The 21,788-nt window shown below is 63.3% G+C and carries 24 protein-coding genes and 1 tRNA gene; 15 read left to right on the forward strand and 10 right to left on the reverse strand.

Annotated elements, in window-relative coordinates; genetic code table 11:
* Positions 1 to 70 precede the first annotated feature (70 nt).
* Complete coding sequence (locus ACN0T5_RS05350) at positions 71 to 1,315, reverse strand: MFS transporter (protein WP_417767590.1); 1,245 nt, start codon at positions 1,313 to 1,315, stop codon at positions 71 to 73.
* Positions 1,316 to 1,386: 71 nt separating this feature from the next.
* Here ACN0T5_RS05350 and ACN0T5_RS05355 point away from each other — a divergent pair, with 71 nt between their 5' ends.
* Positions 1,387 to 1,806 (forward strand): helix-turn-helix domain-containing protein, encoded by a 420-nt coding sequence (locus tag ACN0T5_RS05355; RefSeq protein WP_417767591.1) that lies wholly within the window; start codon positions 1,387 to 1,389, stop codon positions 1,804 to 1,806.
* A gap of 275 nt (positions 1,807 to 2,081) precedes the next feature.
* Positions 2,082 to 3,272, forward strand: coding sequence for a cation:proton antiporter (locus ACN0T5_RS05360; RefSeq protein ID WP_417767592.1), 1,191 nt, complete (start codon positions 2,082 to 2,084; stop codon positions 3,270 to 3,272).
* Between the two features lie 16 nt (positions 3,273 to 3,288).
* On the opposite strand, the gene ACN0T5_RS05365 is transcribed toward ACN0T5_RS05360, so the two are convergent.
* Together ACN0T5_RS05365 and ACN0T5_RS05370 are read right to left on the reverse strand one after the other, a co-directional pair.
* Positions 3,289 to 3,888, reverse strand: coding sequence for a LysE family translocator (locus ACN0T5_RS05365; protein WP_417767593.1), 600 nt, complete (start codon positions 3,886 to 3,888; stop codon positions 3,289 to 3,291).
* 420 nt (positions 3,889 to 4,308) lie between these two features.
* Positions 4,309 to 4,839, reverse strand: a complete 531-nt coding sequence (locus ACN0T5_RS05370) for a PadR family transcriptional regulator (RefSeq protein ID WP_417767594.1) — start codon at positions 4,837 to 4,839, stop codon at positions 4,309 to 4,311.
* A gap of 90 nt (positions 4,840 to 4,929) precedes the next feature.
* On the opposite strand from ACN0T5_RS05370, the gene ACN0T5_RS05375 reads away from it, so the two are divergent.
* Complete coding sequence (locus ACN0T5_RS05375) at positions 4,930 to 5,337, forward strand: DUF6194 family protein (RefSeq protein WP_417767595.1); 408 nt, start codon at positions 4,930 to 4,932, stop codon at positions 5,335 to 5,337.
* Positions 5,338 to 5,516: 179 nt separating this feature from the next.
* Here ACN0T5_RS05375 and ACN0T5_RS05380 read toward each other — a convergent pair whose 3' ends face one another.
* Entirely contained in the window at positions 5,517 to 6,359 is an 843-nt protein-coding gene (locus ACN0T5_RS05380; protein ID WP_417767596.1) for a LysR family transcriptional regulator, read from the reverse strand.
* Positions 6,360 to 6,480: 121 nt separating this feature from the next.
* On the opposite strand from ACN0T5_RS05380, the gene ACN0T5_RS05385 reads away from it, so the two are divergent.
* The gene (locus ACN0T5_RS05385; protein WP_417767597.1) at positions 6,481 to 7,227 is read left to right on the forward strand and encodes an NAD(P)H-dependent oxidoreductase; all 747 of its coding nucleotides are present in this window, start codon (positions 6,481 to 6,483) and stop codon (positions 7,225 to 7,227) included.
* Positions 7,228 to 7,356: 129 nt separating this feature from the next.
* Here the strand turns inward: ACN0T5_RS05385 and ACN0T5_RS05390 are convergent.
* Positions 7,357 to 7,446, reverse strand: a tRNA-Ser gene (locus tag ACN0T5_RS05390).
* Between the two features lie 423 nt (positions 7,447 to 7,869).
* Between ACN0T5_RS05390 and ACN0T5_RS05395 the strand changes: the two genes are divergently transcribed.
* The 9 genes from ACN0T5_RS05395 (at position 7,870) to ACN0T5_RS05435 (ending at position 16,828) form a co-directional block, all read left to right on the forward strand.
* On the forward strand, positions 7,870 to 8,271 hold the full coding sequence (locus ACN0T5_RS05395) for a hypothetical protein (protein WP_417767598.1): 402 nt from the start codon (positions 7,870 to 7,872) through the stop codon (positions 8,269 to 8,271).
* A 482-nt stretch (positions 8,272 to 8,753) separates the two neighbouring features.
* On the forward strand, positions 8,754 to 9,875 hold the full coding sequence (locus ACN0T5_RS05400) for a septal ring lytic transglycosylase RlpA family protein (protein ID WP_417767599.1): 1,122 nt from the start codon (positions 8,754 to 8,756) through the stop codon (positions 9,873 to 9,875).
* Between the two features lie 137 nt (positions 9,876 to 10,012).
* Positions 10,013 to 11,281 carry a D-alanyl-D-alanine carboxypeptidase family protein gene (locus tag ACN0T5_RS05405; protein WP_417767600.1) on the forward strand — a complete coding sequence of 423 codons (1,269 nt, stop codon included), beginning with the start codon at positions 10,013 to 10,015 and terminating at the stop codon, positions 11,279 to 11,281.
* The gene (tmk, locus tag ACN0T5_RS05410) at positions 11,271 to 11,951 is read left to right on the forward strand and encodes a dTMP kinase (RefSeq protein WP_417767601.1); all 681 of its coding nucleotides are present in this window, start codon (positions 11,271 to 11,273) and stop codon (positions 11,949 to 11,951) included. Before ACN0T5_RS05405 ends, tmk begins: the two co-directional genes overlap by 11 nt.
* Complete coding sequence (locus ACN0T5_RS05415; RefSeq protein WP_417767602.1) at positions 11,948 to 13,021, forward strand: DNA polymerase III subunit delta'; 1,074 nt, start codon at positions 11,948 to 11,950, stop codon at positions 13,019 to 13,021. The genes tmk and ACN0T5_RS05415 overlap by 4 nt, the downstream gene beginning before the upstream one ends.
* Positions 13,022 to 13,082: 61 nt before the next feature.
* Positions 13,083 to 14,648, forward strand: a complete 1,566-nt coding sequence (gene metG / locus ACN0T5_RS05420; RefSeq protein WP_417767603.1) for a methionine--tRNA ligase — start codon at positions 13,083 to 13,085, stop codon at positions 14,646 to 14,648.
* Positions 14,648 to 15,454 carry a TatD family hydrolase gene (locus ACN0T5_RS05425; protein WP_417767683.1) on the forward strand — a complete coding sequence of 269 codons (807 nt, stop codon included), beginning with the start codon at positions 14,648 to 14,650 and terminating at the stop codon, positions 15,452 to 15,454. Before metG ends, ACN0T5_RS05425 begins: the two co-directional genes overlap by 1 nt.
* A 4-nt stretch (positions 15,455 to 15,458) precedes the next feature.
* Positions 15,459 to 16,283 (forward strand): MBL fold metallo-hydrolase, encoded by an 825-nt coding sequence (locus ACN0T5_RS05430; protein ID WP_417767604.1) that lies wholly within the window; start codon positions 15,459 to 15,461, stop codon positions 16,281 to 16,283.
* A 35-nt stretch (positions 16,284 to 16,318) separates the two neighbouring features.
* Positions 16,319 to 16,828, forward strand: coding sequence for a regulatory protein RecX (locus tag ACN0T5_RS05435; protein ID WP_417767605.1), 510 nt, complete (start codon positions 16,319 to 16,321; stop codon positions 16,826 to 16,828).
* 14 nt (positions 16,829 to 16,842) lie between these two features.
* On the opposite strand, the gene ACN0T5_RS05440 is transcribed toward ACN0T5_RS05435, so the two are convergent.
* The gene (locus ACN0T5_RS05440) at positions 16,843 to 17,859 is read right to left on the reverse strand and encodes a hypothetical protein (protein ID WP_417767606.1); all 1,017 of its coding nucleotides are present in this window, start codon (positions 17,857 to 17,859) and stop codon (positions 16,843 to 16,845) included.
* Positions 17,860 to 18,029: 170 nt separating this feature from the next.
* The gene (locus ACN0T5_RS05445) at positions 18,030 to 18,419 is read right to left on the reverse strand and encodes a MerR family transcriptional regulator (protein ID WP_417767607.1); all 390 of its coding nucleotides are present in this window, start codon (positions 18,417 to 18,419) and stop codon (positions 18,030 to 18,032) included.
* Positions 18,420 to 18,516: 97 nt separating this feature from the next.
* Between ACN0T5_RS05445 and ACN0T5_RS05450 the strand changes: the two genes are divergently transcribed.
* Together ACN0T5_RS05450 and ACN0T5_RS05455 are read left to right on the forward strand one after the other, a co-directional pair.
* Positions 18,517 to 18,840, forward strand: coding sequence for a hypothetical protein (locus tag ACN0T5_RS05450; protein WP_417767608.1), 324 nt, complete (start codon positions 18,517 to 18,519; stop codon positions 18,838 to 18,840).
* 4 nt (positions 18,841 to 18,844) lie between these two features.
* Positions 18,845 to 19,063: a GDCCVxC domain-containing (seleno)protein gene (locus ACN0T5_RS05455; RefSeq protein ID WP_417767609.1), complete on the forward strand. Its 219-nt coding sequence runs from the start codon at positions 18,845 to 18,847 to the stop codon at positions 19,061 to 19,063.
* Between the two features lie 206 nt (positions 19,064 to 19,269).
* Here ACN0T5_RS05455 and ACN0T5_RS05460 read toward each other — a convergent pair whose 3' ends face one another.
* The 3 genes from ACN0T5_RS05460 to ACN0T5_RS05470 all read right to left on the reverse strand — a co-directional run bounded on the left by ACN0T5_RS05460 (position 19,270) and on the right by ACN0T5_RS05470 (position 21,705).
* Positions 19,270 to 19,815, reverse strand: coding sequence for a GNAT family N-acetyltransferase (locus tag ACN0T5_RS05460; protein WP_417767610.1), 546 nt, complete (start codon positions 19,813 to 19,815; stop codon positions 19,270 to 19,272).
* Between the two features lie 11 nt (positions 19,816 to 19,826).
* Positions 19,827 to 20,387 (reverse strand): helix-turn-helix domain-containing protein, encoded by a 561-nt coding sequence (locus tag ACN0T5_RS05465; RefSeq protein WP_417767611.1) that lies wholly within the window; start codon positions 20,385 to 20,387, stop codon positions 19,827 to 19,829.
* Positions 20,388 to 20,637: 250 nt separating this feature from the next.
* The gene (locus ACN0T5_RS05470) at positions 20,638 to 21,705 is read right to left on the reverse strand and encodes a BMP family ABC transporter substrate-binding protein (RefSeq protein ID WP_417767612.1); all 1,068 of its coding nucleotides are present in this window, start codon (positions 21,703 to 21,705) and stop codon (positions 20,638 to 20,640) included.
* Positions 21,706 to 21,788: the final 83 nt, after the last annotated feature.

The following is a 21,788-nucleotide window of genomic DNA, read 5'->3' on the forward strand; positions in this document are numbered from 1 at the left end:
GCGCGGGGCGACCAAGCCGCTGCGGCTGCACCGGGTCGGCTGACCCCGGGCGCCGATCAGGGCAAGGCTGTCACGACGTTCTCCGCATCGCCGGGCGGATGAAGGCAATGCCGATGGCAAGCGCCATGAGGAGGCCGGCGACACCGAACACCAGACGCATGCCGCTTTCCACCGCGACGGCCGATGCCGCGGCGAAATCGCCGGTGCCCACGCCAACGGCGAAGACGGCGCCCATCGCGGACGCCCCGAGGATGAGGCCGGTGTTTCGCGACAGGCTGAGCAGCCCCGAAACCACGCCGCGATGGTCTCCTGGGACGTCGGCCATGACAGCCGTGTTGTTGGCCGCCTGGAACAGCTGGTAGCCCGGCGTCAGGATCGCGATGGCCAGCACATAGCCGGCAACGCCCAGGATGCCTGGCAGGACCGACAGGGAAAACGCTCCTGTCGCCAACAGCCCCAGCCCGGTGCCGAGAACGCGCCGCGCGCCCCATGTGTCGACCGCGCGCCCGGAAGGCAGGCCGCTGACGATCGAGATCGCCGGTCCGACCGACATGATCAGGCCGACGGACACCGCGTTCAGCCCCAGTCCGAGGCCGAGATAGAACGGACCGACCACCAGCGTCGTCATCATCACCGCCGCGACCAGGAGATTGACCAGGAGAGCCGGCGCAAGGCCGGACCACAATCCGGGATCGCCAAGGCCGGGGCCGGCGGTCCCGGTCTCCGTCCGGTCGGCATCTCGCGGCAGCGACGCGAACGCGAGGACAAATGTGGCTGCCGCAACCGGTGCCTGCACGAGAAAGATGCCTGGCCAGCCGGTCGCTGACACCAGAAAACCGCCAAGCGAGGGGCCAAGGGCTGTGCCGATGGCGGACACCGTGCCCAGCAGGCCCATGGCCCGCCCCATACGCTCCGGCTGCGCGCTCTCGCGCACAAGCGCGATGGTCAGCGTCATCAGGAACGCGGCCGCGATGCCCTGCAGGGAACGCGCGGCAACCAGCAGCCAGAGATCCGGCGCGAGGCCGCACAAGAGCGAAGCCAGGGTGAACAGCGCAAGGCCGGCAAGGTGCATGCGCCTCAACCCGAAAATGTCGCCAAGCCGCCCCGCGACGACGACCGACACCGTCAGGGCGGCCAGATAGGCGACAACGACCCATTGGACCTCCTGGAACCGCGCCGAGAAGGCCTCCGCCAGTGCGGGCAGGGCGATATTGGCAATGCTCGTCCCCAGAGACGCGAGCAGCATCGAGAGAGCGAGCACCGCCAGGCTTGCCCGGCGGGCGGCGGCGGATGCGGGCGGGGTTGCGGGATTCATATTCGGGGTTCCTCTTGCCTGAAACGATCAGAGAGGGCAGGCTACAAGTTCAAGTCGACTTGAGGTCAAGCATGAAATTTCTCGACATCGGCGAGGTCGCCGAACGCAGCGGCATGCGCCCCTCGGCGCTGCGCTATTACGAGGAGATCGGACTGATTTCCTCCATCGCCCGCAGCGGCCTGCGGCGCCAGTTTCCGCCGGAAGTCCTGTTGCAGCTCAAGCTGATCGCGATGGGGAAGTCGGCCGGCTTTTCCCTCGACGAGATATCGGGAATGTTCGGCCGGAACGGCGCCCCGGACCTGCCACGCGGATTGCTGCATGAAAAGGCGGACGAACTGGACCGGCAGATCGGCGAACTCGCGGCGCTGCGCGACACGCTGCGTCACGTTGCGGACTGTCCCGCTCCCTCTCACATGGAATGCCCGACCTTTCGGCGTCTCGTCGATGCGGCCGGGCGGCGGCGGTCGGGACGCTCAGCTCCAAAGCGGTGACGAGCATCGCGGTGGCCTTGATCCCGGCGGCCTCGTCCCTTCAACGTGCGTGTGGATTGTGGTTGCAGATCACTCAGGCCGCAGGTGAAGCGGGCTTCTGCGCGCGCCTCAACCAGTCCGACCGGCCGCGGGCCTCCAGTATTCGGCGAGCGTGACGACAGGAGCGTCGACAGGGAGAAAAGTCTCGGCCACAAACAAGGGGACGAAGGTCCGGCCGACGTTGAATGTTGGCGGGGCGCCGGTCGAAACGGAGCAAAGGCCCAGCTGAGACAGCCATGGAACATTATCTCGTCTATATCGCGTTCGCGATGCTTGTCTGCTGCATGTACTCGGCCAAGATCGCTTCAGTCGGCATAACAATGCCGATGGTCTTTCTTGCCATCGGCGTGGTGGTTGGTACAGGCGGCGCGACGCTGGATCTGGAGGCGGCCACGACCTTCCATCATCTGGCCGAGGTCACGCTGGCCCTGCTGCTTTTTGCCGATGCCACAACCCTGCACCGTAAGACGCTGAGGCAGATCGGTCAGCGGACACGGCGGATGCTGCTCATCGGACTGCCGCTTGCCATCGTCATCGGGACTGCGATCAATCTGGTCCTGTTGCCGCACTGGCCATTCTGGGAAGCCTGCCTGCTGGCCGCGCTTCTCTCGCCGACGGACGCGGCCCTCGGTCAATCCATCCGCTCCAACGAACGAATTCCCCAACCCTTCCGGGATGCAATGAATGCGGAAAGCGGGCTCAATGACGGCCTCGCGCTGCCCTTCGTGATCTTCTTCGCGGGCCTGGCTGTTGGAGATGCCCGCTCTTCCGCCGGCGGGACCAGTCTTCTGGTGCTGATTGTCACACAGATCGGCATTGGCGTTACGGTTGGTCTGCTGGCAGGTTCCGTTCTCGGCAAACTCCGCAATCATGTCATTGAGCGGAAACTCATGGACGAGGAACTCGGACAGGTGGCGATGCTGATCCTGGTGGGGTTCATCTTCTTCGCCGCCGAGCATGTCGGGGGCAACGCTTTCGTCGCGGTTTTCGTAGCCGGAATCGCCCACGCCAACGCCGCCAAGGTTTCCGACCTGCCGGCGCGCCATTTTCTCGAAGGCGACGGACAGTTCCTGGCCATGCTCAGCTTCTTCTTCATTGGCGCGCTCTTCGTCCCGGAAGCCTTGATGTTCCTGACGCCTGCCGGCCTTCTTGTGGTGCTGCTCTCTTTGGTGGTCGTCCGTCCACTCGCAATCTGGATCTCCCTGCTTGGTACGCCGACATCCGTCAACGAGCGGCTCTTCTACGGCTGGTTCGGACCGCGAGGCCTGGCCACGGCGCTCTTCGCGGTGTTCGTGGCGATGGACTTCGAAGGGGTCAAAATGATCAACGAAATCATCGTGATCGCCATTGCTGCGGTCCTGATTTCCGCCTTCGTGCATGGCATCACCGCCAAACATGCCTCCGAACTCTTCCGGCTCGGCAAGTGATCATCAGGAACGCTGACTAGATAAACGCCATCAGGCACGCCAGGACGATTGCCGCGCCCATTGCGACATTCATGACGCGCTCCGCCGCAGGGCGGAGCACTATCCGGCCAAGGCTGGCGCCCAGGGCCAGCCACGCGAAGTCCACCACGATCATGACGGCGACGCAGAGCGTCCATTTGGCCAGGGTGTCACTCGTCCCGAGGGCTGGCTGGAGGACAACGAAAGATCCGAACAGCGATGCAAATGCCAGGTAGGCCTTGGGGTTTGCAACACCCAGGACGAAGCCGGTCAGGATGCTCGGCTTGACCGCGCGGTCGGCGTCGCCGATTTCGCCGGCAACCGGGGCGCTGGCGATCTGCCAGGCCAGCCAAACCAGATAGCAGATCGACACTGCCGAGAGCACCGTGCGCGCCGCCGGGAACGCTTCCAGCGCACTCGCCAGACCGAGGGCGCTGAACCCGGCGGCCAGCGCAAGGCCGACCTGCATCGCGGCGAGAAACCGGAAGCCGCCGGTCAGGCCGCTGGTTTTGCCGACCGCGACCAATGCGGTGATGCCGGGCCCGGGAGAGCCCAGCAGTGCAACGCTTGCCAGGGTGAAGGCGAAAATCGATTCCATAAGATATTGTCCATATAAAGATATCTTTATGTTGTTATCACAAAAAATCGGGCGTGCAAGAGGCTGTGCGAGACGGTGGAACCGGGTGCCCTGGCTGAAACAGGCCTTTCTCGCGAGGACGCTTTTCGGCCGCATGGGCGGAAAGGAACAGGCGGCGCGAACGGTTCCTGTTAAAGCCACCGGCAAACCGGAGTGAGCAAGCCCGGAAGCGATTGCAAGTCAGCCGCAGGGAAGGGGTATGAGCCCGCATTCCGGGGATCGTCGGATGCGCAATCTGGCCGAGAGAGGCTTCAACAAGCTCAAGCAATTCAGGGCCGTCGCGCCACGACACGAAAAGTATCCCGGCAACCACATGGCAGGCGTCAAATTCGCCTCGGCACGCAACGGAATCAGACTAAGCGAGCCCGCTGCCTGATCCGCCTACTCGCTGGTGATTTTCGATTTAAGCCGATCCACGGACCGGGCTGTAGCCTCAAGATTGCCGGCCCATAGGTCCAGAAGGTCAGCGGTCCGCGGCACCGCTTGGTCATCTGGCGTGTTCTCTGCAAGCTTTTGGAGAAACACCATATTTGCGGTGAGACGCTCATGAAGGGATGCAAGGAGGCTTTGGGCGCGTCCGGGCGGCAGGTGCCCAAGGAAAGCAATGCCGGCGCTCAATTGGGGGAGGTCGAAACTCTCCAGCGCCAGTTCCAGCAGGGAAAAGAACTCTGTTTCCCCGCTCGCGGTCAAAGAAAAAACAGTCCGTTCCGATCCTCGTGCGCCGGCCTCGCTACCGCACGTCGCCAGCTTCCCTTCTTTGTGCAGTTGCCCGAGCGCGTGATAAACCGAACCAGACCTTACCGTCGTCCATGTCTCCACGCGCCAGTCATCCAACTGTCGACGCAACGCATATCCATGTGCCGCGCCGAGATGTCGAATTGTGCCCAGAACGAGCAGACGTGTGACGTTCATGATGTTCCAGCCTTTCAACAGAACCCATAGCCAAACTTGGCCAAACGCGCTATCGGGCTTTTGGCCAAATTTGACTAAAAGGAGTTGTTGATGCCACCGCCGGAAACCATCAAGTCTGATATCGCTTCCCTTGGTTCAGATGTTCACGTCGATACCAGCACACCCGATCTCTTCTTTTTCCGGGGGGCGGAAAGGCGCATGCCTTTCGCCACCATCGTGACGCGAGACACTGAGTTCGACGGTTTTGCCCGCCTTGATGGGGACGGCTCGTTCCGGCTGAACATCGCGCTTGACCGGGAGACGTTTGGAGAGCTTTTCCCCGAGCACACTTCTCGCTCTGCCCTCGAAGCTGCGAATTTCGATTACGCCGCTCGCGACGAAATCCTGCCGCATCCCGTCTATGGGCGAATGCACTGGGTTTGCGCCGTCAATCCCGACAAGACCTATGCCCGATGCCGGGCCCTTCTCGGCAAGGCGTATGAACTGGCCCGCCGATAGGGCTGTCGAGGGTTTCGGGGAAGTGCGGGGCAAGACGGATTGAAGCGGCGGGCCGAAGCCGATGACACCGAGAACTACGCCTACGCTACAGCCCTCTCGAATTAAGGCGCGAGCAAACGACGGAAATGGGTGGGGAGCGGAACGTCGGTTTCTGAGATGATAAAGGAGTAGCTGCCTGGTCAAAGCGGCTTCATCGAAAACGCCCTGGCTAGAAAATCAGCGAGTGCCTGGATTCTTGCGGTCTCGCGCAGTGCAGGATGGCGGAGAAGCCAAAGGTCGATTGTGAGCTCGGGTATAGGGGGAGACAATTGTTCGAGGCCGGCGATCGAATTTGCGAGATAGGTCGGAAGGACCGAAAAGCCATTGCCACTCGCCGTCAGGGCAAGCATGCCCATCAGCGTGTTCGTACGCACGTGTACTCGCTGCTCCACTTCATTGGACGCGAACCACGCGGCCAGCGCGGGATCGCCGAAACTGTCCTCGGGGCCGATCCACTCCAGGACATCCGAAGTCAAAGGATCAAGCCCGGTGGCGAGCCCGTGCTTGGCGTAAATGGCCAGTTCGATCTTGCCGACACGTCGCCCCAACAATGATGCCGAAGGGTTTCGGGCAGGTCGAAGAGCCAGGTCCGCTTCTCGCCGCTCCAGATTCGCGACGGTGTTGGATGTGACGATTTCGACATCAATCTTCGGATAGAGCTGTCTGAACCGGCAAAGGATGGAACCCACAGGACCAGCCAGAAGGGTGTCGGTCGTGGTCAATCTTACTGTGCCGGCCGGTGTCTGCTCGGTTCCAACCACCTTGTTTTCAAACGCAGCCAACTCGTCGGCCACCCTTTCAGCATGGTCAATCGCGAGTTCGCCGGCCGGGGTGAGCACGTAGCCGGATCGGCTCCTGTCAAAGAGTCGAACGCCCAAATTCTCTTCTATTCTGTTGAGGCGTCGAAACGCCGTCGCGTGATTGATGGACAGTTGACGGGCCGCTTCCGCCAGGGTTCCGGCAGAGGCAATCGACCGGATCAATTCGAGATCGTCTGAACTCGTTCTTATTTGCATTATTGCAAGCGCGCCTGGCGTTGATGGCGAATTGGCTTGCGTAAACTATCGCGAAATGATGGCCAAGTCAGCAATAAGGACACCCTTCATGAATTTCCTCATCGTCCAATCCCATCCGGAAGCAACCTCCTATAACGCTCAACTGACGGGCGCGGCCCAGCGGGCGCTTTCAACCAGTGGCAATGAGGTCGTAATTTCCGATCTTTACGCTGAAGGCTTTGATCCGGTCGAGGCCGGCCGTCATTATCGGAATCGCATCGATGCATCGGCGTTCGTCCCGTTGGCCGAGCAGCGACACGCAAGCGACACGCACACACTGCCGCAGGATGTCGTCGCGGAAATTGCAAAACTGGAAGCGGCCGATGTGGTGATCCTCCAGTTTCCTCTCTGGTGGCATGGGCCGCCGGCCATCCTGAAGGGCTGGTTCGACCGCGTGTTCGTCTCCGGAAAAATCTACCGAAGCCGCATGCGCTACGACACAGGATATTTCAAAGGCAAGCGAGCCGTCCTTTCCGTGACGACTGGCGCGCCTGAAACCGCTTTCGGTCCTGGTGCCCGTGGTGGTGAGATGAGCACCATGCTTTGGCCCATCCAGTATTCCCTGCATTACCTCGGCTTTTCGGTTCTTGCACCCCAATGCCATTTTGAAGCTTCCGGTCACGGCTATGGCTATGGCGACGAATTGGAAACGAAACGCCGGCTTGAGCAAAACATCGACAACTGGTCCAGCCGCCTCGCCCATATTGCGGACGAGGACCCTCTCAATTTTCCTGGTTGGGCAAGTTGGGACGAAGCCGGACGTTCGATCAGCCGAGCTGAACAAGACGTTTGCTAAGTCAGTCTCAGGAGGCCGGTTTCACATCATAAACGGGCGCAATGGGGTCGCAAGGCCAAGGGCCGTCCGAGCTTGTGCGAGGCCCTGACTGGAGCGACGCCCGAAGGGCGACAGCGCGAAGTCAGAAAATGGCGGATGGGGTGGGATTCGAACCCACGGTACGGTCTCCCGCACGGCGGTTTTCAAGACCGCTGCCTTAAACCACTCGGCCACCCATCCTGCGCGATCCCGTTTCGCCTTGCCGCGTCTACTTGTCAAGCGGCAAGGGCGGAGATGCGGTGGTGGAGGGCGGATGCGTGACGCTGAAAAGAAAGCCGCCGATCCGGAAGGTCGAGGCAGGGACCGGATCGGCGGCAGCGCCGTTTGATCGGCGTCCGGCGCGGGGGCACGCGCCATGTCCTTCTTGTAGCGTGACCCGCAGCGCCATGGTGTGACCGGCGTCACACAAGTGCGTGCCGGGCGTAAAACCGGATGTATGAGAACGACTTGCCGGTCGCGGGCACCTTCCGGCGATCCGCTTGCCGAAAAGCGCGCGTCTCGTTCGCCCTGATCCGCTTTGCCTCCAGACCCGTAGCCAGAAAGGAACAGGCGGGAACGGTTCGGTTCGCCGCCCGCCTGGCAACAGATATCCGGGAGACACAGATGCACAGGCAGATTTCAGCATGCGGCGCGATCCTCGCGCTGGTGGCCGGCGTCACCACGGCAAGCATCGCAGAAGCGCGCACCCCGTTGTCGGAACGCGAAATCCTGCAGACCGTTGCCGGCAAGCGCATCTATCTCAAGACCCCGCTCGGCGGCGAGTTTCCACTCCACTACAAGTCCGACGGCCGTGTGAACGGATCGGGCGATGCCGTCGGTCTCGGCCGCTTCATGAAGCCCAAGGATCAGGGCAGGTGGTGGGTGAGGGGCAACCGTCTCTGCCAGAAATGGCAGAGCTGGTACGAGGGCAGGCAGTTCTGCTTCACCCTGTCGAAAGGAGAGGGCGACACGCTTTTCTGGACGCGCGACGACGGGTTGTCGGGACGCGCCAGAATGGAGAACTGACCCGGCCGCTGCAGAAAGGTCCGGGAACTGCGGCCCATTTGCTACAGGTCGGTGGAAAAGCGGCCGTCGCGCGCAATCGGCTTATCGACCCTGTCTTCACCTTGCAGTAATAGACGCTGTGGTACTCGTGTCGTGATGCGCCATTTGGGGGGCGGCATCGTGAAAACGGGTCCGACCGGCGTGCACTGCCAAACGAGCAGATCCCGTCATCGCGGAATGCGGCCACTGAGGGTCGTGCGCGGCGATGAAACCGGGGCAAGGGCAGTGTCCGGACATGTCGGACCGGCGGGAAGGAATTCCGCCGGCAACGGGCATGAGGAACGCGAGTTGTTGTGAAAAGCGTCCCGGATGCATGCGGGACAGGCTTCACGGCTCCGGAATCCGCCGGTTCAGGTATCGAGTAGGGCGGCAGCATGACGAACGACAAGGCACTGGCGGACAACCGTCGGAACTTGAGCGCAAACCCCAGGTTTTTCCACCCCATGACGCCCTTGTCGGGTGCGGGCAGCCTGTCGCGACTGGCGACGCCCCGCACGCTGGCATTCGTGACGGTGTCTACCCTCTGTCTGGCGCTGGCCGGCTGCGGTTCCGCGCCGAAAAGCGGTGGCAAGGTCAAGTTCAGCGAAGAAAAATACGGCGTCGCGGCCAGTCCGCGCATGGTCGACGGCGGCAAGCCGGTCCCCAAGGGCGGCGGTCGCTACATGGTCGGCAAGCCCTACAAGGTCGCCGGCAAATGGTACCGGCCAAAGCTCGACCCGAACTACAAGTCCGAAGGGCTCGCCTCCTGGTACGGACCGACATTCCACGGACGCATGACCGCCAATGGCGAGATCTTCGACCGCAACGCGCTGACCGCCGCGCACACGACGATGCCCCTTCCGTCCTACGCCAAAGTGACCAACGTCAAGAACGGCCGCTCGCTGATCGTGCGCGTCAACGATCGCGGGCCGTTCCATGGCAACCGCACGATCGACCTCTCCGAGCGCGTCGCGACCATGCTCGACTACAAGAGCAAGGGCGTTGCGAAGGTCAAGGTCGAGTATATCGGCCGTGCGCCGTTGCACGGCCAGGACGAGGCCTTCCTTCTCGCCTCCTATCGCGGTCCGGGTGCCGTCGAGCCGGGCGCGACCATGCCGGGCACCATGCTCGCCATGGCGGATCCGCAACCCTCGGCTCCCGTCGCCATCGGTCCGGCGCCCGTGCCGCGCAACCGGCCTTATGGTCCGGTTCTCGCCGGGTCGGGCGATTTCGGCCGCATGGTTACCGCAGCATTCGATCCGGCAATGGCCTTCGAGGCCGGCGCCGCGACGGTGCGCGTTGCCTCGCTCAACACCTTCTCCGCTTCGGCTCCCGATGTGTCCGCCGGACAACCGGTGCTTGGCTATGACGAGAGCGGAACGACGCAGGGCAACGCTCCGCTCAGCCTGACGGGCGAGCGCGAAACCGCACCCGGTCCGGCCTATCTCGGCCAGCCGAGCACGTTTGCACGCGGCTCCGCGATCTCGTCGTATCACGCCACGGCACGGATCGAGGCCGCCTACAGCGCCTTCGACGCGATCACCGGCGGTGTTGCCCCGCGTGATCTTGCCCGCACACCGCGCTGAAACAATTCGGCAATCGGCAAATAGCCGGTAGGCGGACCCACTCCAAGGCGGTATGTTTCGCCCCGGCGCCTCATGGCGCGGGGAGCACGCTGGCGACTTTCGCCGGCCTGGTGGCGACGGCGACAGGAGCAGGACGCATGACGGCGCATGTCGGGGCAGGAGCGATGCCGCACGCAAAGCCGCCACTTGCACCCCTTCAGCCCGCTAACACGCGGATGGCGATCCGCCGCCTGATCCGCTCGGTCGGCCGGACGCTTGCCGTCCTCGTGCCCATGGTCGCTTTCGTTGCCGCGCCGGCGAATGCCGAGGACACGGCCAAAGCGGCCGAGTCCACATCGGCGGTGTTGCTCGACTTCACCACCGGCACGCTGCTTGCCAACCGCAATGCCAACCTGCGTTTTCAGCCGGGCTCCGCCGCCAAGCTGATGACCGCCGTCATTGTCTTCGACGCGCTCGCGGCGGGCGAGATCACCCAGGATCAGACATTTCCCGTGAGCGAGCACGCCTGGCGCACCGGCGGCGCACCGGCACGGGTCACCACCATGTTCGCCAGGCTGAAGAGCGAGGTGCCGGTGATCGACCTGCTGCGCGGGCTGATCATTCAAAATGCCAATGACGCGGCCATCGTGCTGGCGGAAGGGATGGCCGGCAGCGAGGAGGCTTTCGCAGCCCGCATGAATGCCCGGGCGCTCGAACTGGGCATGACGGACACGCGTTTCGCCAATCCGACCGGCTACGATTCGGCCAACACCCACACGAGCGCACGCGATCTCGCCCGCCTTGCCGCCTATGTGCTCACGCGCCACACGCCCTATTACACGTTGTTCAGCGCGCCCGACTTCACCTGGAACGGCATCTTCCAGCGCAACAAGAACCCGCTGCTTGCCGAGATTCCGGGGCTCGACGGCCTGGTCTCGGGATATTCCGAGGCCTCCGGCTTCAACGGCATCGGGTCGGTGCTGCGCGGCTCGCGGCGCCTGGTCGGGGTTGTCGCGGGTCACAAGAGTTCCGACGACCGCCGGGACGCGTTGCGCAACCTTTTCGACAGCCTCGACAAGGATTACGAGGAGGTGGTTCTGTATTCCGCCGGCAACACGGTCGCACAGGCGCGCGTCTTCGGCGGAACCGTTTCGCAGGTGCCTTTGAGGGTCGAGCGGTCCGTGGAAATCCTGCTGCCGCGCGGCGATCGCCACGACTACCACTTGAGGGCGGTCTACAAGGGCCCGTTGTCGGCACCGGTCGAGCGTGGCCGGAAGGTGGGCGAATTGCGGGTCTTGCGGGACGCGACCATTGTCTACCGGGCACCGCTGGTCACCGCGGATGCGGTGGAGCGTGGCACCGTGACCGACCGCGCAAAAGATGTCCTGCGCGAAACCCTGTTCGGATGGTGGCTCGATGAAGGATGAGGCGGCACTCGCAAGGACTGGCCGTTTCCTGACCTTCGAGGGAGGTGAGGGCGCCGGCAAGTCGACGCAGATCGCAAGGCTGAAGGCGCGCCTGACCGAGGCCGGCATCGACCCGCTGGTGACGCGCGAACCGGGAGGATCGCCGGGGGCAGAGACCATCCGCCGGATGCTGCTCGGTGGCCGCGTCAAACCGCTCGGTCCGGAGATGGAGGCTGTGATGTTCGCCGCCGCGAGGGCCGATCACGTCGACACCACGATCCGTCCGGCTCTCGAGGCCGGAAACTGGGTTCTGTGCGACCGGTTTTCCGATTCCACGCGTGTCTACCAGGGCGAGGCCGGCGTCGACACGGGCTTTCTGGACCGGCTGGAAACGCTGGCGATTGCCGGTTACCGCCCGGACATGACGGTGCTGATCGATGTGCCGCCGGCAACGGGCCTTGCGCGGGTCGCAGCTCGCAGCGCCACGGCGGGCGCCCCCGTGCCCGACCGTTTCGAGACCGACGGCGAGACAGTGCATGCACGTCGCCGCGAACTGTTCCTTGAACTGGCGCACAGCCAGCCTGGCCGGTTTCTCGTCGTCGACGGAACGCAGAGTGCAGGCGAGGTGGAAGAGACGATCTGGAGCGCGGTTCGAGCCCGCTTTGCCCGAGATCTGGATGCGCGCGGATGACCGAACTCAACGACCCGCTGGTCACCGAGGCGGACGCGCTCGAAGACATCCCGCTGCCGCGCGCGCGCGATATGCTGCTCGGCCACGCGGAGGCCGAACAGGCCCTGCTTGCCGCCTACCGTTCGCAGCGCATGCATCATGCGTGGATCCTGGCCGGGCCGAAAGGCATCGGCAAGGCGACGCTCGCCTTCCGCTTCGCCCGGTTTGCCCTGGCGCATCCGGACCCTGCCGCGCCCGAGGTGCTGAACGCCACCGATCTGGGGCTGGCGCCCGATCATCCCGATTTCCGCAAGGTGGCGGGCGGGGCTCATCCCGGGCTTCTCCATCTGCGGCGTCCCTATGATCCCAAGCGCAAGTCCAAGGACAAGATCAAGCAGGACCTGACGGTCGACGAGATCCGCCGGACAGTGCCGTTCTTCGGTTCGACCGGGTCGGACGGGTCCTGGCGCATCTGTATCGTCGATGCGGCTGACGACATGAACACCAACGCGGCCAACGCCCTGCTCAAGGTTCTTGAAGAACCGCCGCGCCGGTCCTTGTTCCTCGTCCTGTCGCACGCACCTGGCCGGCTGCTGCCGACGATCCGCTCGCGCTGCCGCTTGCTGCCGATGCGCGAGCTGGCGCATGAGGAAGTGCTGGCGGGGCTGGCGAGCCTCGGTGTCGCCGAACCGTCGAGCCGCACGGCACAGCGCGCCGCGGAACTCGCCCACGGCTCGTTGCGCAAGGCGGTCACCCTGGCCGACGGCGACATGATCGCGCTTGCCGACAGTTTCGCAGGCCTTGTCTCGCATCTGCCGCAACTCGACATCTCGGCCGCCCACGCGCTGGCCGACCAGGTGTCGAAGCATGGCGCCGAAGATGCCTGGAGCCTGTTTCACGATCTCGTCGGCGAGCATCTGCACGGACTGATCTCCGCGCATCGGGGCCAGCCACTCCCGCGCCTTGTCAGGGTCAGCGAGGTATGGGAAAAGACCACCCGCGCCGCTCGCGAGGCGGATGCCTTCAATCTCGACAGGAAGCAGGTGGTGCTCAATGCGCTGCGCGATCTTGCCGAAGCCGCGCGCCCCTGATCTCGCCGACGCTTGCACATTCTAGAACACGTCACCCGAACGCCGGACCCTTTGACAGGCCATGACCGAACGCACCCCATTTTTCGTCACGACCGCCATTTCCTATCCCAACGGCGCCCCGCATATCGGACATGCCTACGAGGCGCTGGCGACCGACGCCATCGCGCGCTTCCAGCGGCTCGACGGGCGGGATGTGTTCTTCCTGACGGGAACCGACGAACACGGGCAGAAGATGTTGCAGACGGCGCGCGCGGAAGGAATTCCGGTTCAGGACCTGGCCGAACGCAACGCCACACGGTTCCGCGAGATGGCCGGCGCACTCGGCTGTTCCAACGATGATTTCATCCGCACCAGCGAACCGCGCCATCACGCCGCAAGCCAGGAGATCTGGCGCCGCATGGAGGCCAATGGCGATATCTACAAGGACAGCTATTCCGGCTGGTACTCGGTGCGCGACGAGGCCTACTACCAGGAAGGCGAAACGGAGCTGCGTGCGGATGGCGTACGCTACGGACCGCAAGGCTCGCCGGTGGAATGGGTCGAGGAGGAGAGCTATTTCTTCCGCCTCTCCGATTATCAGGAGAGGCTGCTCGCCCACTATGAGGCCAACCCGGACTTCATCGGGCCCGACGAGCGGCGCAACGAGATCGTCAGCTTCGTCAAGCGCGGCCTGAAGGACCTCTCGATCTCCCGCACCACGTTCGACTGGGGCGTCAAGGTGCCCGGCGACGAGCGCCATGTGATGTATGTGTGGGTCGATGCGCTGACCAACTACATCACCGCCGCCGGCTTCCCCGACGAGAACAACCCGCGCTGGCGCTACTGGCCGGCCGACCTGCATGTGATCGGCAAGGACATCGTCCGCTTCCACGCCGTCTACTGGCCCGCCTTCCTGATGTCGGCAGGCATCGCGCTGCCGAAGCGCGTTTACGCACATGGCTTCCTGTTCAACCGGGGAGAGAAGATGTCGAAGTCCGTCGGCAACGTCATCGATCCCTTTGCGCTGGTGGATCATTACGGACTCGACCAGGTGCGCTATTTCTTCCTGCGCGAAGTGCCTTTCGGTCAGGACGGCAACTACAGCCACGATGCGATCGTCAACCGCATCAATGCCGATCTCGCCAACGACCTCGGCAACCTCGCGCAGCGTTCGCTGTCGATGATTGCCAAGAACTGCGAGGGCAGCCTGCCGCAGCCCGGCACTTTCACAGATGAGGACGAGGCGATCCTGGCGCAGGCCGACGCGATGCTGCCGGTGGTGCGCGAGGCGATGTCCCGCCAGGCAATCCATCAGGCCCTGTCGGTGGTCTGGGCCTGCGTGGCGGAAGCCAACCGCTACTTCGCCTCCCAGGAGCCCTGGGCCCTGAAGAAGAGCGATCCGGCCCGCATGGGAACCGTGCTCTATGTCACCGCGGAAGTGATCCGGCAGGTGGCGATCCTGGCTCAGCCGGTCATCCCGGGCAGCGCGGGGCGCCTGCTCGACCTGCTGGCGCTCGACGAGGGCGCGCGCGACTTCGCCTCGCTGGGTGGCGGTGGCCGGCTTGCCCCGGGCGTTGCCCTGCCCAGGCCGGAAGGCGTCTTCCCGCGCTATGTGGAAACGGAACATCCCGACGACGGGGCGAAATGATGCTTGTCGACAGCCATTGCCATCTCGATTTTCCCGATTTCGATGCCGAGCGCGACGAAATCATACGCCGTGCCGGCGAGGCCGGCGTTGGATTGATGGTGACGATCTCGACCCGGGTTGCACGCTTTGACGCGATCCGGTCGCTGGCGGAAAGCCATGACAACGTGTTCTGTTCCGTCGGGACCCATCCGCACAATGCGGGTGAGGAGGCGGAATCCGTTGTCACCACGGACGATCTGGTCCGTTTGGCACAGCATGAGAAGGTCGTTGCCATCGGCGAGGCCGGGCTCGACTATTTCTACGACAAGGCGCCGCGCGAGGCGCAGGCAACTGGGCTGCGCCGGCATATTGCTGCGGCGCGCGAAACGGGGCTTCCGCTCGTCATCCATTCGCGCGATGCCGACGATGACATGGCCGCGATCCTCAGGGATGAAACGGAGAAGGGGGCCTTTCCCGCACTCCTGCACTGCTTCTCGTCAGGCCGGGAACTGGCGATGACCGGGATCGAGCTCGGACTTTATGTCTCGTTCTCCGGCATCGTGACCTTCAAGCGCTCGGACGAACTGCGTGCCATCGCCGCCGAACTTCCCGCCGACAGGCTGCTGGTCGAGACCGACGCGCCTTATCTGGCGCCGCAGCCCTGGCGGGGCAAACGCAACGAGCCGGCCTATGTCGCCCACACCAACAAGGTGCTGGCCGAGACGCGCGGCGTCGACGAAGCCGAGATGGCGCGGCAGACAACGGAGAACTTCTTCCGGCTGTTCTCGCGCGTGCCGGCGCGCTTCAACCCGGCGACCGGGAGCTGATCCGATGGCCGCGGGCGCAAGGCTCGATTTCACGCTGCTGGGATGCGGATCGTCGGCCGGCGTGCCGCGCGTCGGCAACATCTGGGGCGATTGCGATCCGGACGAGCCGAAGAACCGGCGCAAGCGCTGCGCGTTGCTGGTCGAGCGGCACGGACCCGACGGCACGACCACGGTTCTGGTCGATGCAGGACCGGACCTGCGCCAGCAATTGCTCGATGCCAGGGTCACGGATCTCGACGCGGTGCTCGTGACACATGCCCATGCCGACCACATTCACGGCATAGACGACCTGCGGCCTCTGGCCATCACCCATCGCAAGCTCATTCCCGTCCACATGGATGCTCGGACGTCGCGGCGCGCCCATGAGCTCTTCCACTATGGTTTCGCCACGCCGCCGGGCTCGAGCTACCCGCCGATCCTGAAAGACGAGACGATCGTGGCGGGAGAACCCGGCGTCATCGACGGGGCGGGCGGGCCGATCCCGTTCCTGCCGGTCGAGGTCGAGCATGGCGATATTCCCGCACTCGGCTTCCGCTTCGGATCGCTGGCCTATCTGCCGGATGTGAAGGCGATCCCGGAACCCGCGGAACCCGTGTTTCTCGGTCTCGACATCTGGGTCATCGACGCCTTGCGCCGAACGCCGCACCCTTCACATTTCTCGCTGGACGAGGCTCTGGCCTGGATCGCGCGGGCCAGGCCGAAGCACGCGATCCTGACCAACATGCATATCGACCTCGACTATGCGACCTTGTGCAGGGAGTTGCCCGGCGGTGTCGAACCGGGGTTCGACGGCATGCGGTTTTCCATCGAGCTCGACGACGAGAAATGAAGCGTCCGGCCAGAAAGCCGACGGAAGAGCGCCTGATGAAATCGGCGCTGCACTATCTCGACAGATACGGATCGAGCCGCGAGAACCTGCGCAGGGTACTGGAGCGCAAGGTGATGCGCGTGGCGCGCGAACTCGATCTCGACCCGGCCGGTTTCAGTGACATGATCGACAGAACGGTGGAACGCTGCGCCAGTTCCGGGCTGGTCGACGACCGGCTTTTCGCCGAGGCCCGCATCGCTTCGGAACGGCGCAAGGGGCGCTCTGCGCGCCGCATCAACGCAGTGCTTCAGGCCAAGGGCATCGAGGCAGAGCTTGCCGAACACCTGATGGCGGACGAGGAAGAAGGCGACCTTGCCGCGGCCTGCATTGCAGCGCGCAAGAAGCGTTTCGGTCCCTGGCGCAAGGGTGCGGCCGACGCGGAGCGGCAGCGCAAGGAGATTGCCTCGCTCTGCCGTCAGGGCTTCGCCTTTGGCATAGCCCGCAAGGTGGTGGAAGCGGACGACGTGGACCGGCTCCTGGAGGACAGTGTCCGCGACGGGGGATAGCCCGGCCGGTCGTTCTAGTTGCAGTTTCGGAGCAGCGCTCCGACCGCCTTCGACGATCCGTTCAACGGAAACGAGCGCAAGTGCTCCAGGGAACCGCCGAGATGAAACACCGATGTTCGTCCCCGCATCAACCCGGCGAAGATGGCTTGCTCCGTTGCCAGCGCGGGCGATAACAGGGAGCGGGTCTCGTCGTCGATGGAGAAGGGCACCCGGACCGGTTGTCCGCTGTCGACCTCGATCTCGATCTTGATCCGTCCTCCCTGCGGCTTCGCCAGATCGCGTGCGTGATCGCTCACCGATCCGTCCTCATTCCGCATCCATGTGGGCGCATAGTGGATGCGCACCGACGTGCCGTCGCACACAAACCGTAGTCCGTCGCCGCTCGCAGCTTCAAACATTGCCAAGGGCACCGGTTCGGCCGCGAAAAACCAGCGGTCGCGGGGCTCCTCATACAGGTTCTGCACAGCCTTGCCGGCAAGCCGGTAGCGTCGGTAGCATGTCTCGGCCCCCGAACGCCCGCAGGACCCGCCGTGAAGGACGGCAAGGAATGCGGCCTGCGAGGGACGGTCGAAGCGCAGGTCGTAAGCGAGGAACTCTGCCACCTTGTCATAGGAGCCGCCATCGCGCTGGACGTAGAGGTTTTGCGTGCAGCCGGCGGAACCGCAAAACATCATCTGCGTGCCATCGCATTTCAGCAGGCCGTAATCCGTCAGCACGTCCGGAAGAGCATCGCCGTTGACGTCGACCTCCTTGGCGAAACCGCCGAGAAACTCCAATTTCTGGCAACTCTCGGCAAGCGCGGCACGCTCCATGCCAAGCACGGCGGCCATATCAGCACGCGCGCCAGCCCCCATGATCAGGACAAGCGATGCCGCGGCAAACAGTTTCAGGCTTGTGGTCGAGATTGAATGACGGACGCTGGCCACGAAAACCTCTTTTTCCAGAATGGATGATGCGATCAATCGCAACAGCGTAGCGGCGAGGCATGACACTGGCAACAAAGCCTCCATATCGCGGCGTGAGCCAGCCAATCAGTCCGTGATTTTTTATTCCATAATATATCTTATGCGAATTTCACGTACGGCGTGCGGACGGAAGCCACCAAGGTCCGTTTCCGAGTCCGAGTTTGTTTGATGATCCTGATTACATCGCGAAGGGGCGGAAAGGCCGGCAAAAGGTCGAAGCCGCTGAATGGTCGGTCCTATTCGGTTCGAAGTTGGCTGAGCATTGGGCAAAGGACATTGCCCCGCGAGCAGTTTGAGATCAGCTGCTTCAGCGCGGTTTCAAGCTTCTTCAGTTCGGCGATTTTGGTTTCCACATTGGCGATATGAACTTCCGCCAGCTCCTTCACAGCCTCACAGTCCGAGGCCCGGTTCTCGGAAAGGTCCAGCAGCATCTTCGCTTCGGCAAGGGGGAAACCAAGATCGCGCAGCCTTTTCAGGAGGCGCAACCGGCCGACATCATCAGCCGTATAAAGCCGCCGATTGTTGGTTGCCCGCCCCGGTTCCGGAACAACCCCTTCCCGTTCGTAGTAGCGGATTGTCTCGATACCGACACCGCTCCGTTTCGATGCTTCTCCAATCGCGATCATGTGATGTCATCCGGCTTGAGCCTGTAGTGACTACAGGAAGTATGTCTGCGGGCACCGAAAGTCACTACGCAATGCCGTGATGGGCCGGGAGATCGAGATGCAGAAATTTTTGAGCCTGAGTTATCTGAGTTCGATTTCGGCGCTAGGGGTCGCGACCTGCTGCGTCCTACCGATGGCGATGATGTTGCTGGGACTGGGAGGAAGTTGGCTGGCGGTGTTCGGGAAGATCGCCGCTGCAAGCTACTACGTTCTTGCGATTTCTTCAGTCCTTTTGGCTGTGTCCTGGTTCCTCGCGTTTCGACGGCAGTCGCTTGCAAGGTTGAAGTGGTGGTTGTCGGGGAGCACGGCGATGACGGTTTTGGCCTGGGTTGTTGTCTTCAACGAGACCCGGATAAACGACTATCTGACTATGCGGATGTGAGGCGATGGCTGATCAAGAAGTAGTTTTGGAAAGCACACTGACTTGTCCCGTGTGCGGTCATGTTGAGACGGAAACCATGCCCACTGGTTCCTGCCAGTGGTTCTATGAGTGCAAGGCATGTCATGAAGTGCTGAAGCCCAAAGCAGGTGACTGCTGCGTTTTCTGTTCCTACGCGACGGTTCCCTGTCCGCCAATTCAACTGGGTAAAACCCGTTGTAGCTGAAGTCGTCGCCCCTCCTCCCCGCAAGGCTTCCCGCCCTGCGATATGTGGGGTCTGCGGGCGGTCAGCCTTGCTCCTGCCCTGCCCGTTTCACCGCCCTGTTCGTGACCGTTCTGTCTGGCATAAATCGTGACCATTCTCGCTAGTGACAACAGCGCGTGTGGTCAGACAGGCGGACACATTAGGTGAGCGAGCCGGATCCGGCACGGTCACAGATCCTGTCCCTGACCCTGGATCCGCCGGAACATGTAGGTGGTCGCGTGCCGTGCCTGGCCGTCCGGGTCGAAGGCAAAGTCCGGAATCATCCCCGCTACTTCGAACCCGACGGAGGCGTAGAGCGGTTCGGCAACATCGCCGGTTCTCGTATCGAGCGTGACCAGGGTCTTGCCCAGTTCACGCGCGCGTTCGATCGCGCGGTTCATCAAGGCCCTGCCAATTCCGAGCCTTCGGGCTCCCGGATGAACAATCATCTTTGCGATCTCGCAGCGATGCGGCTGATTGGGCGGCATGGCCGTGAGGAGCTGGACGGTTCCGACAGTCTCGCCACCGCGCTCGGCGCCGAAAACCACGCGGCGCCCTGCCTGCACTTCGGGCCGGACGTCCCGCAACCAGAACATGGCCGCGTCGTCATCGGACACGGGAGCCATGAAGCTGATTGCAGCTCCATCCGCCACACTCTCGATGAGGATTTGCGACAGCGCCGCCAGCCGTCGTTCGATAGCGGGGCCGTCGAGTTCGATGATCTGCGTTTCCATGTGTCGGACCCTCAAGCCAACGCAATGATGTAGCGAGCCGGCTGCTCTCCGGTCTCGAAGGACGAGGCGCCGAACAACCGGTAGCGCATGCAGTCCCCCGGACGCAGGTCATGGCGATCGCCGTCAATGGTGAGGGCAAGCGCGCCGGACAGCAGGACGAGGTGGTGTTCGTGCCCTGCGACAGCGGGTCGATCATAGGAAATGCGCTGGTTGGGAGCGATTTCGCACTCGATCATTTCGAGCTTGAGCCGACCGCTGGGCGGCGACAGCGCACGGCGCGTGAAGCCGTTTTCGCGATCATGCCAGATCCCCTGCTCCGCATGCCGGACGAGCGGCGGAAAGTCCGGCTCAAGCGGCGAAAGCAGTTGGGAAAGCGGCAGACCGAAAGCCGAAGCCAGACGACCAAGCGTCTCCGCCGTCGGGCTGACGTCGCCGTTCTCGATGCGCGAGAGCGTGGCGCGACTGACCCCGCTGCTTTCCGCAAGATCCTGAAGGGTAAGATCGCGTCCCGTTCGCAGCAAACGGAGATGCTCGGCCAGGGCCTTGTGTCGCTGTGTATGGTCTTTGTCCATATGTGAGATATATTCCCAAATACGGACGGATACAACACTTTTTCGCCTCGGTGCCGCGGACCGGGAAACCGATGTCAGGTGTCCCTGCCCTGTGCGCCCTCTTGGCTCGGTCAAGGCAGCCCGGATCACCCGTGCGACCTTGGCACCTCCGCATGTCGAACAAAAATGCCGGGAGATCCCTCTCCCGGCATGTCATTCGGCCGTGACGGCCCGGTTTTGTCGACTGGCCGCCTCTTACTCTGGCCGCCTCTTACTGCGGCAGCTTGTCGTCGATGCCCTTGACGTACCAGTTCATGCCGAGCAGGACGCCGTCATCGAGGATGATGCCTTCGCCGACAGCTTCAGAGCCGTCCTGCTTGAAGATCGGGCCGGTGAACGGGTGGAATTCGCCGGAGCGGATCTTCTCCTGCGTTTCCGCTGCCGCCTTGGCGACATCTTCCGGCAGGTTGGTGTACGGCGCCATCAGAACCATTTCGGCAGCCAGGCCGCCCCAGACGTCCTCGCTCTTCCAGGTGCCGTCGAGAACCGCCTTGACGCGACCCTTGTAGTAGACGCTCCAGTCGTCGACGATCGCGGTGAGCTGCGCCTTGGGCGCGAAGTTGATCATGTCGGAGGCCTGGCCGAAACCGATCGCGCCACGCTCTTCGGCAACCTGCAGCGGCGCCGGGCTGTCCGTGTGCTGGGCGATCACGTCGGCGCCCTGGTCGAGCAGAGCCTTGGCCGCATCCGCTTCCTTGCCCGGATCATACCAGGTGTTCACCCACACGACCTTGACCTTGAAGTCCGGATTGACGGACTGCGCGCCGAGCATGAAGGAGTTGATGCCGCGCACGACTTCGGGGATCGGGAAGGAGGCGATGTAGCCGGCGGTGCCGGACTTCGACATCTTCGCGGCGATCTGGCCGATGATGTAGCGCCCCTCGTAGAAGCGGGCCGAATAGGTCGACAGGTTGTCGGCGCGCTTGTAGCCGGTGGCGTGCTCGAACTTCACGTCCGGGAACTTCTTGGCGACCTTGACGGTCGGGTTCATGAAGCCGAACGAGGTTGTGAAGATGAGCCCGGCACCGTCGCGGGCCAGACGCTCGATGGCGCGCTCCGCGTCCGGGCCTTCCGACACGTTCTCGATGTAAACCGTCTCCACCTGGTCGCCGAATTCTTCCTCGATCGCGAGTCGGCCCTGGTTGTGCTGGTACGACCAGCCGTGGTCGCCGATCGGGCCGACATAGATGAAGCCGATTTTCAGCTTGTCCGCGGCCTGGGCGCCAACGAGGCCCATGCCAAGCAGCGCTGCCGCCGCCAATCCAAGAACTTTCTTCATTTCAAGCTCCTACGTCCCCTGTTTGAAGCCGACGCCGGTTGTCCCCCGACGGCTTTTTTGCGGTAGGGAGGCGTTCCCCCTGT

Source organism: Stappia sp. (assembly GCF_048261845.1).
GTDB lineage: Bacteria > Pseudomonadota > Alphaproteobacteria > Rhizobiales > Stappiaceae > Stappia.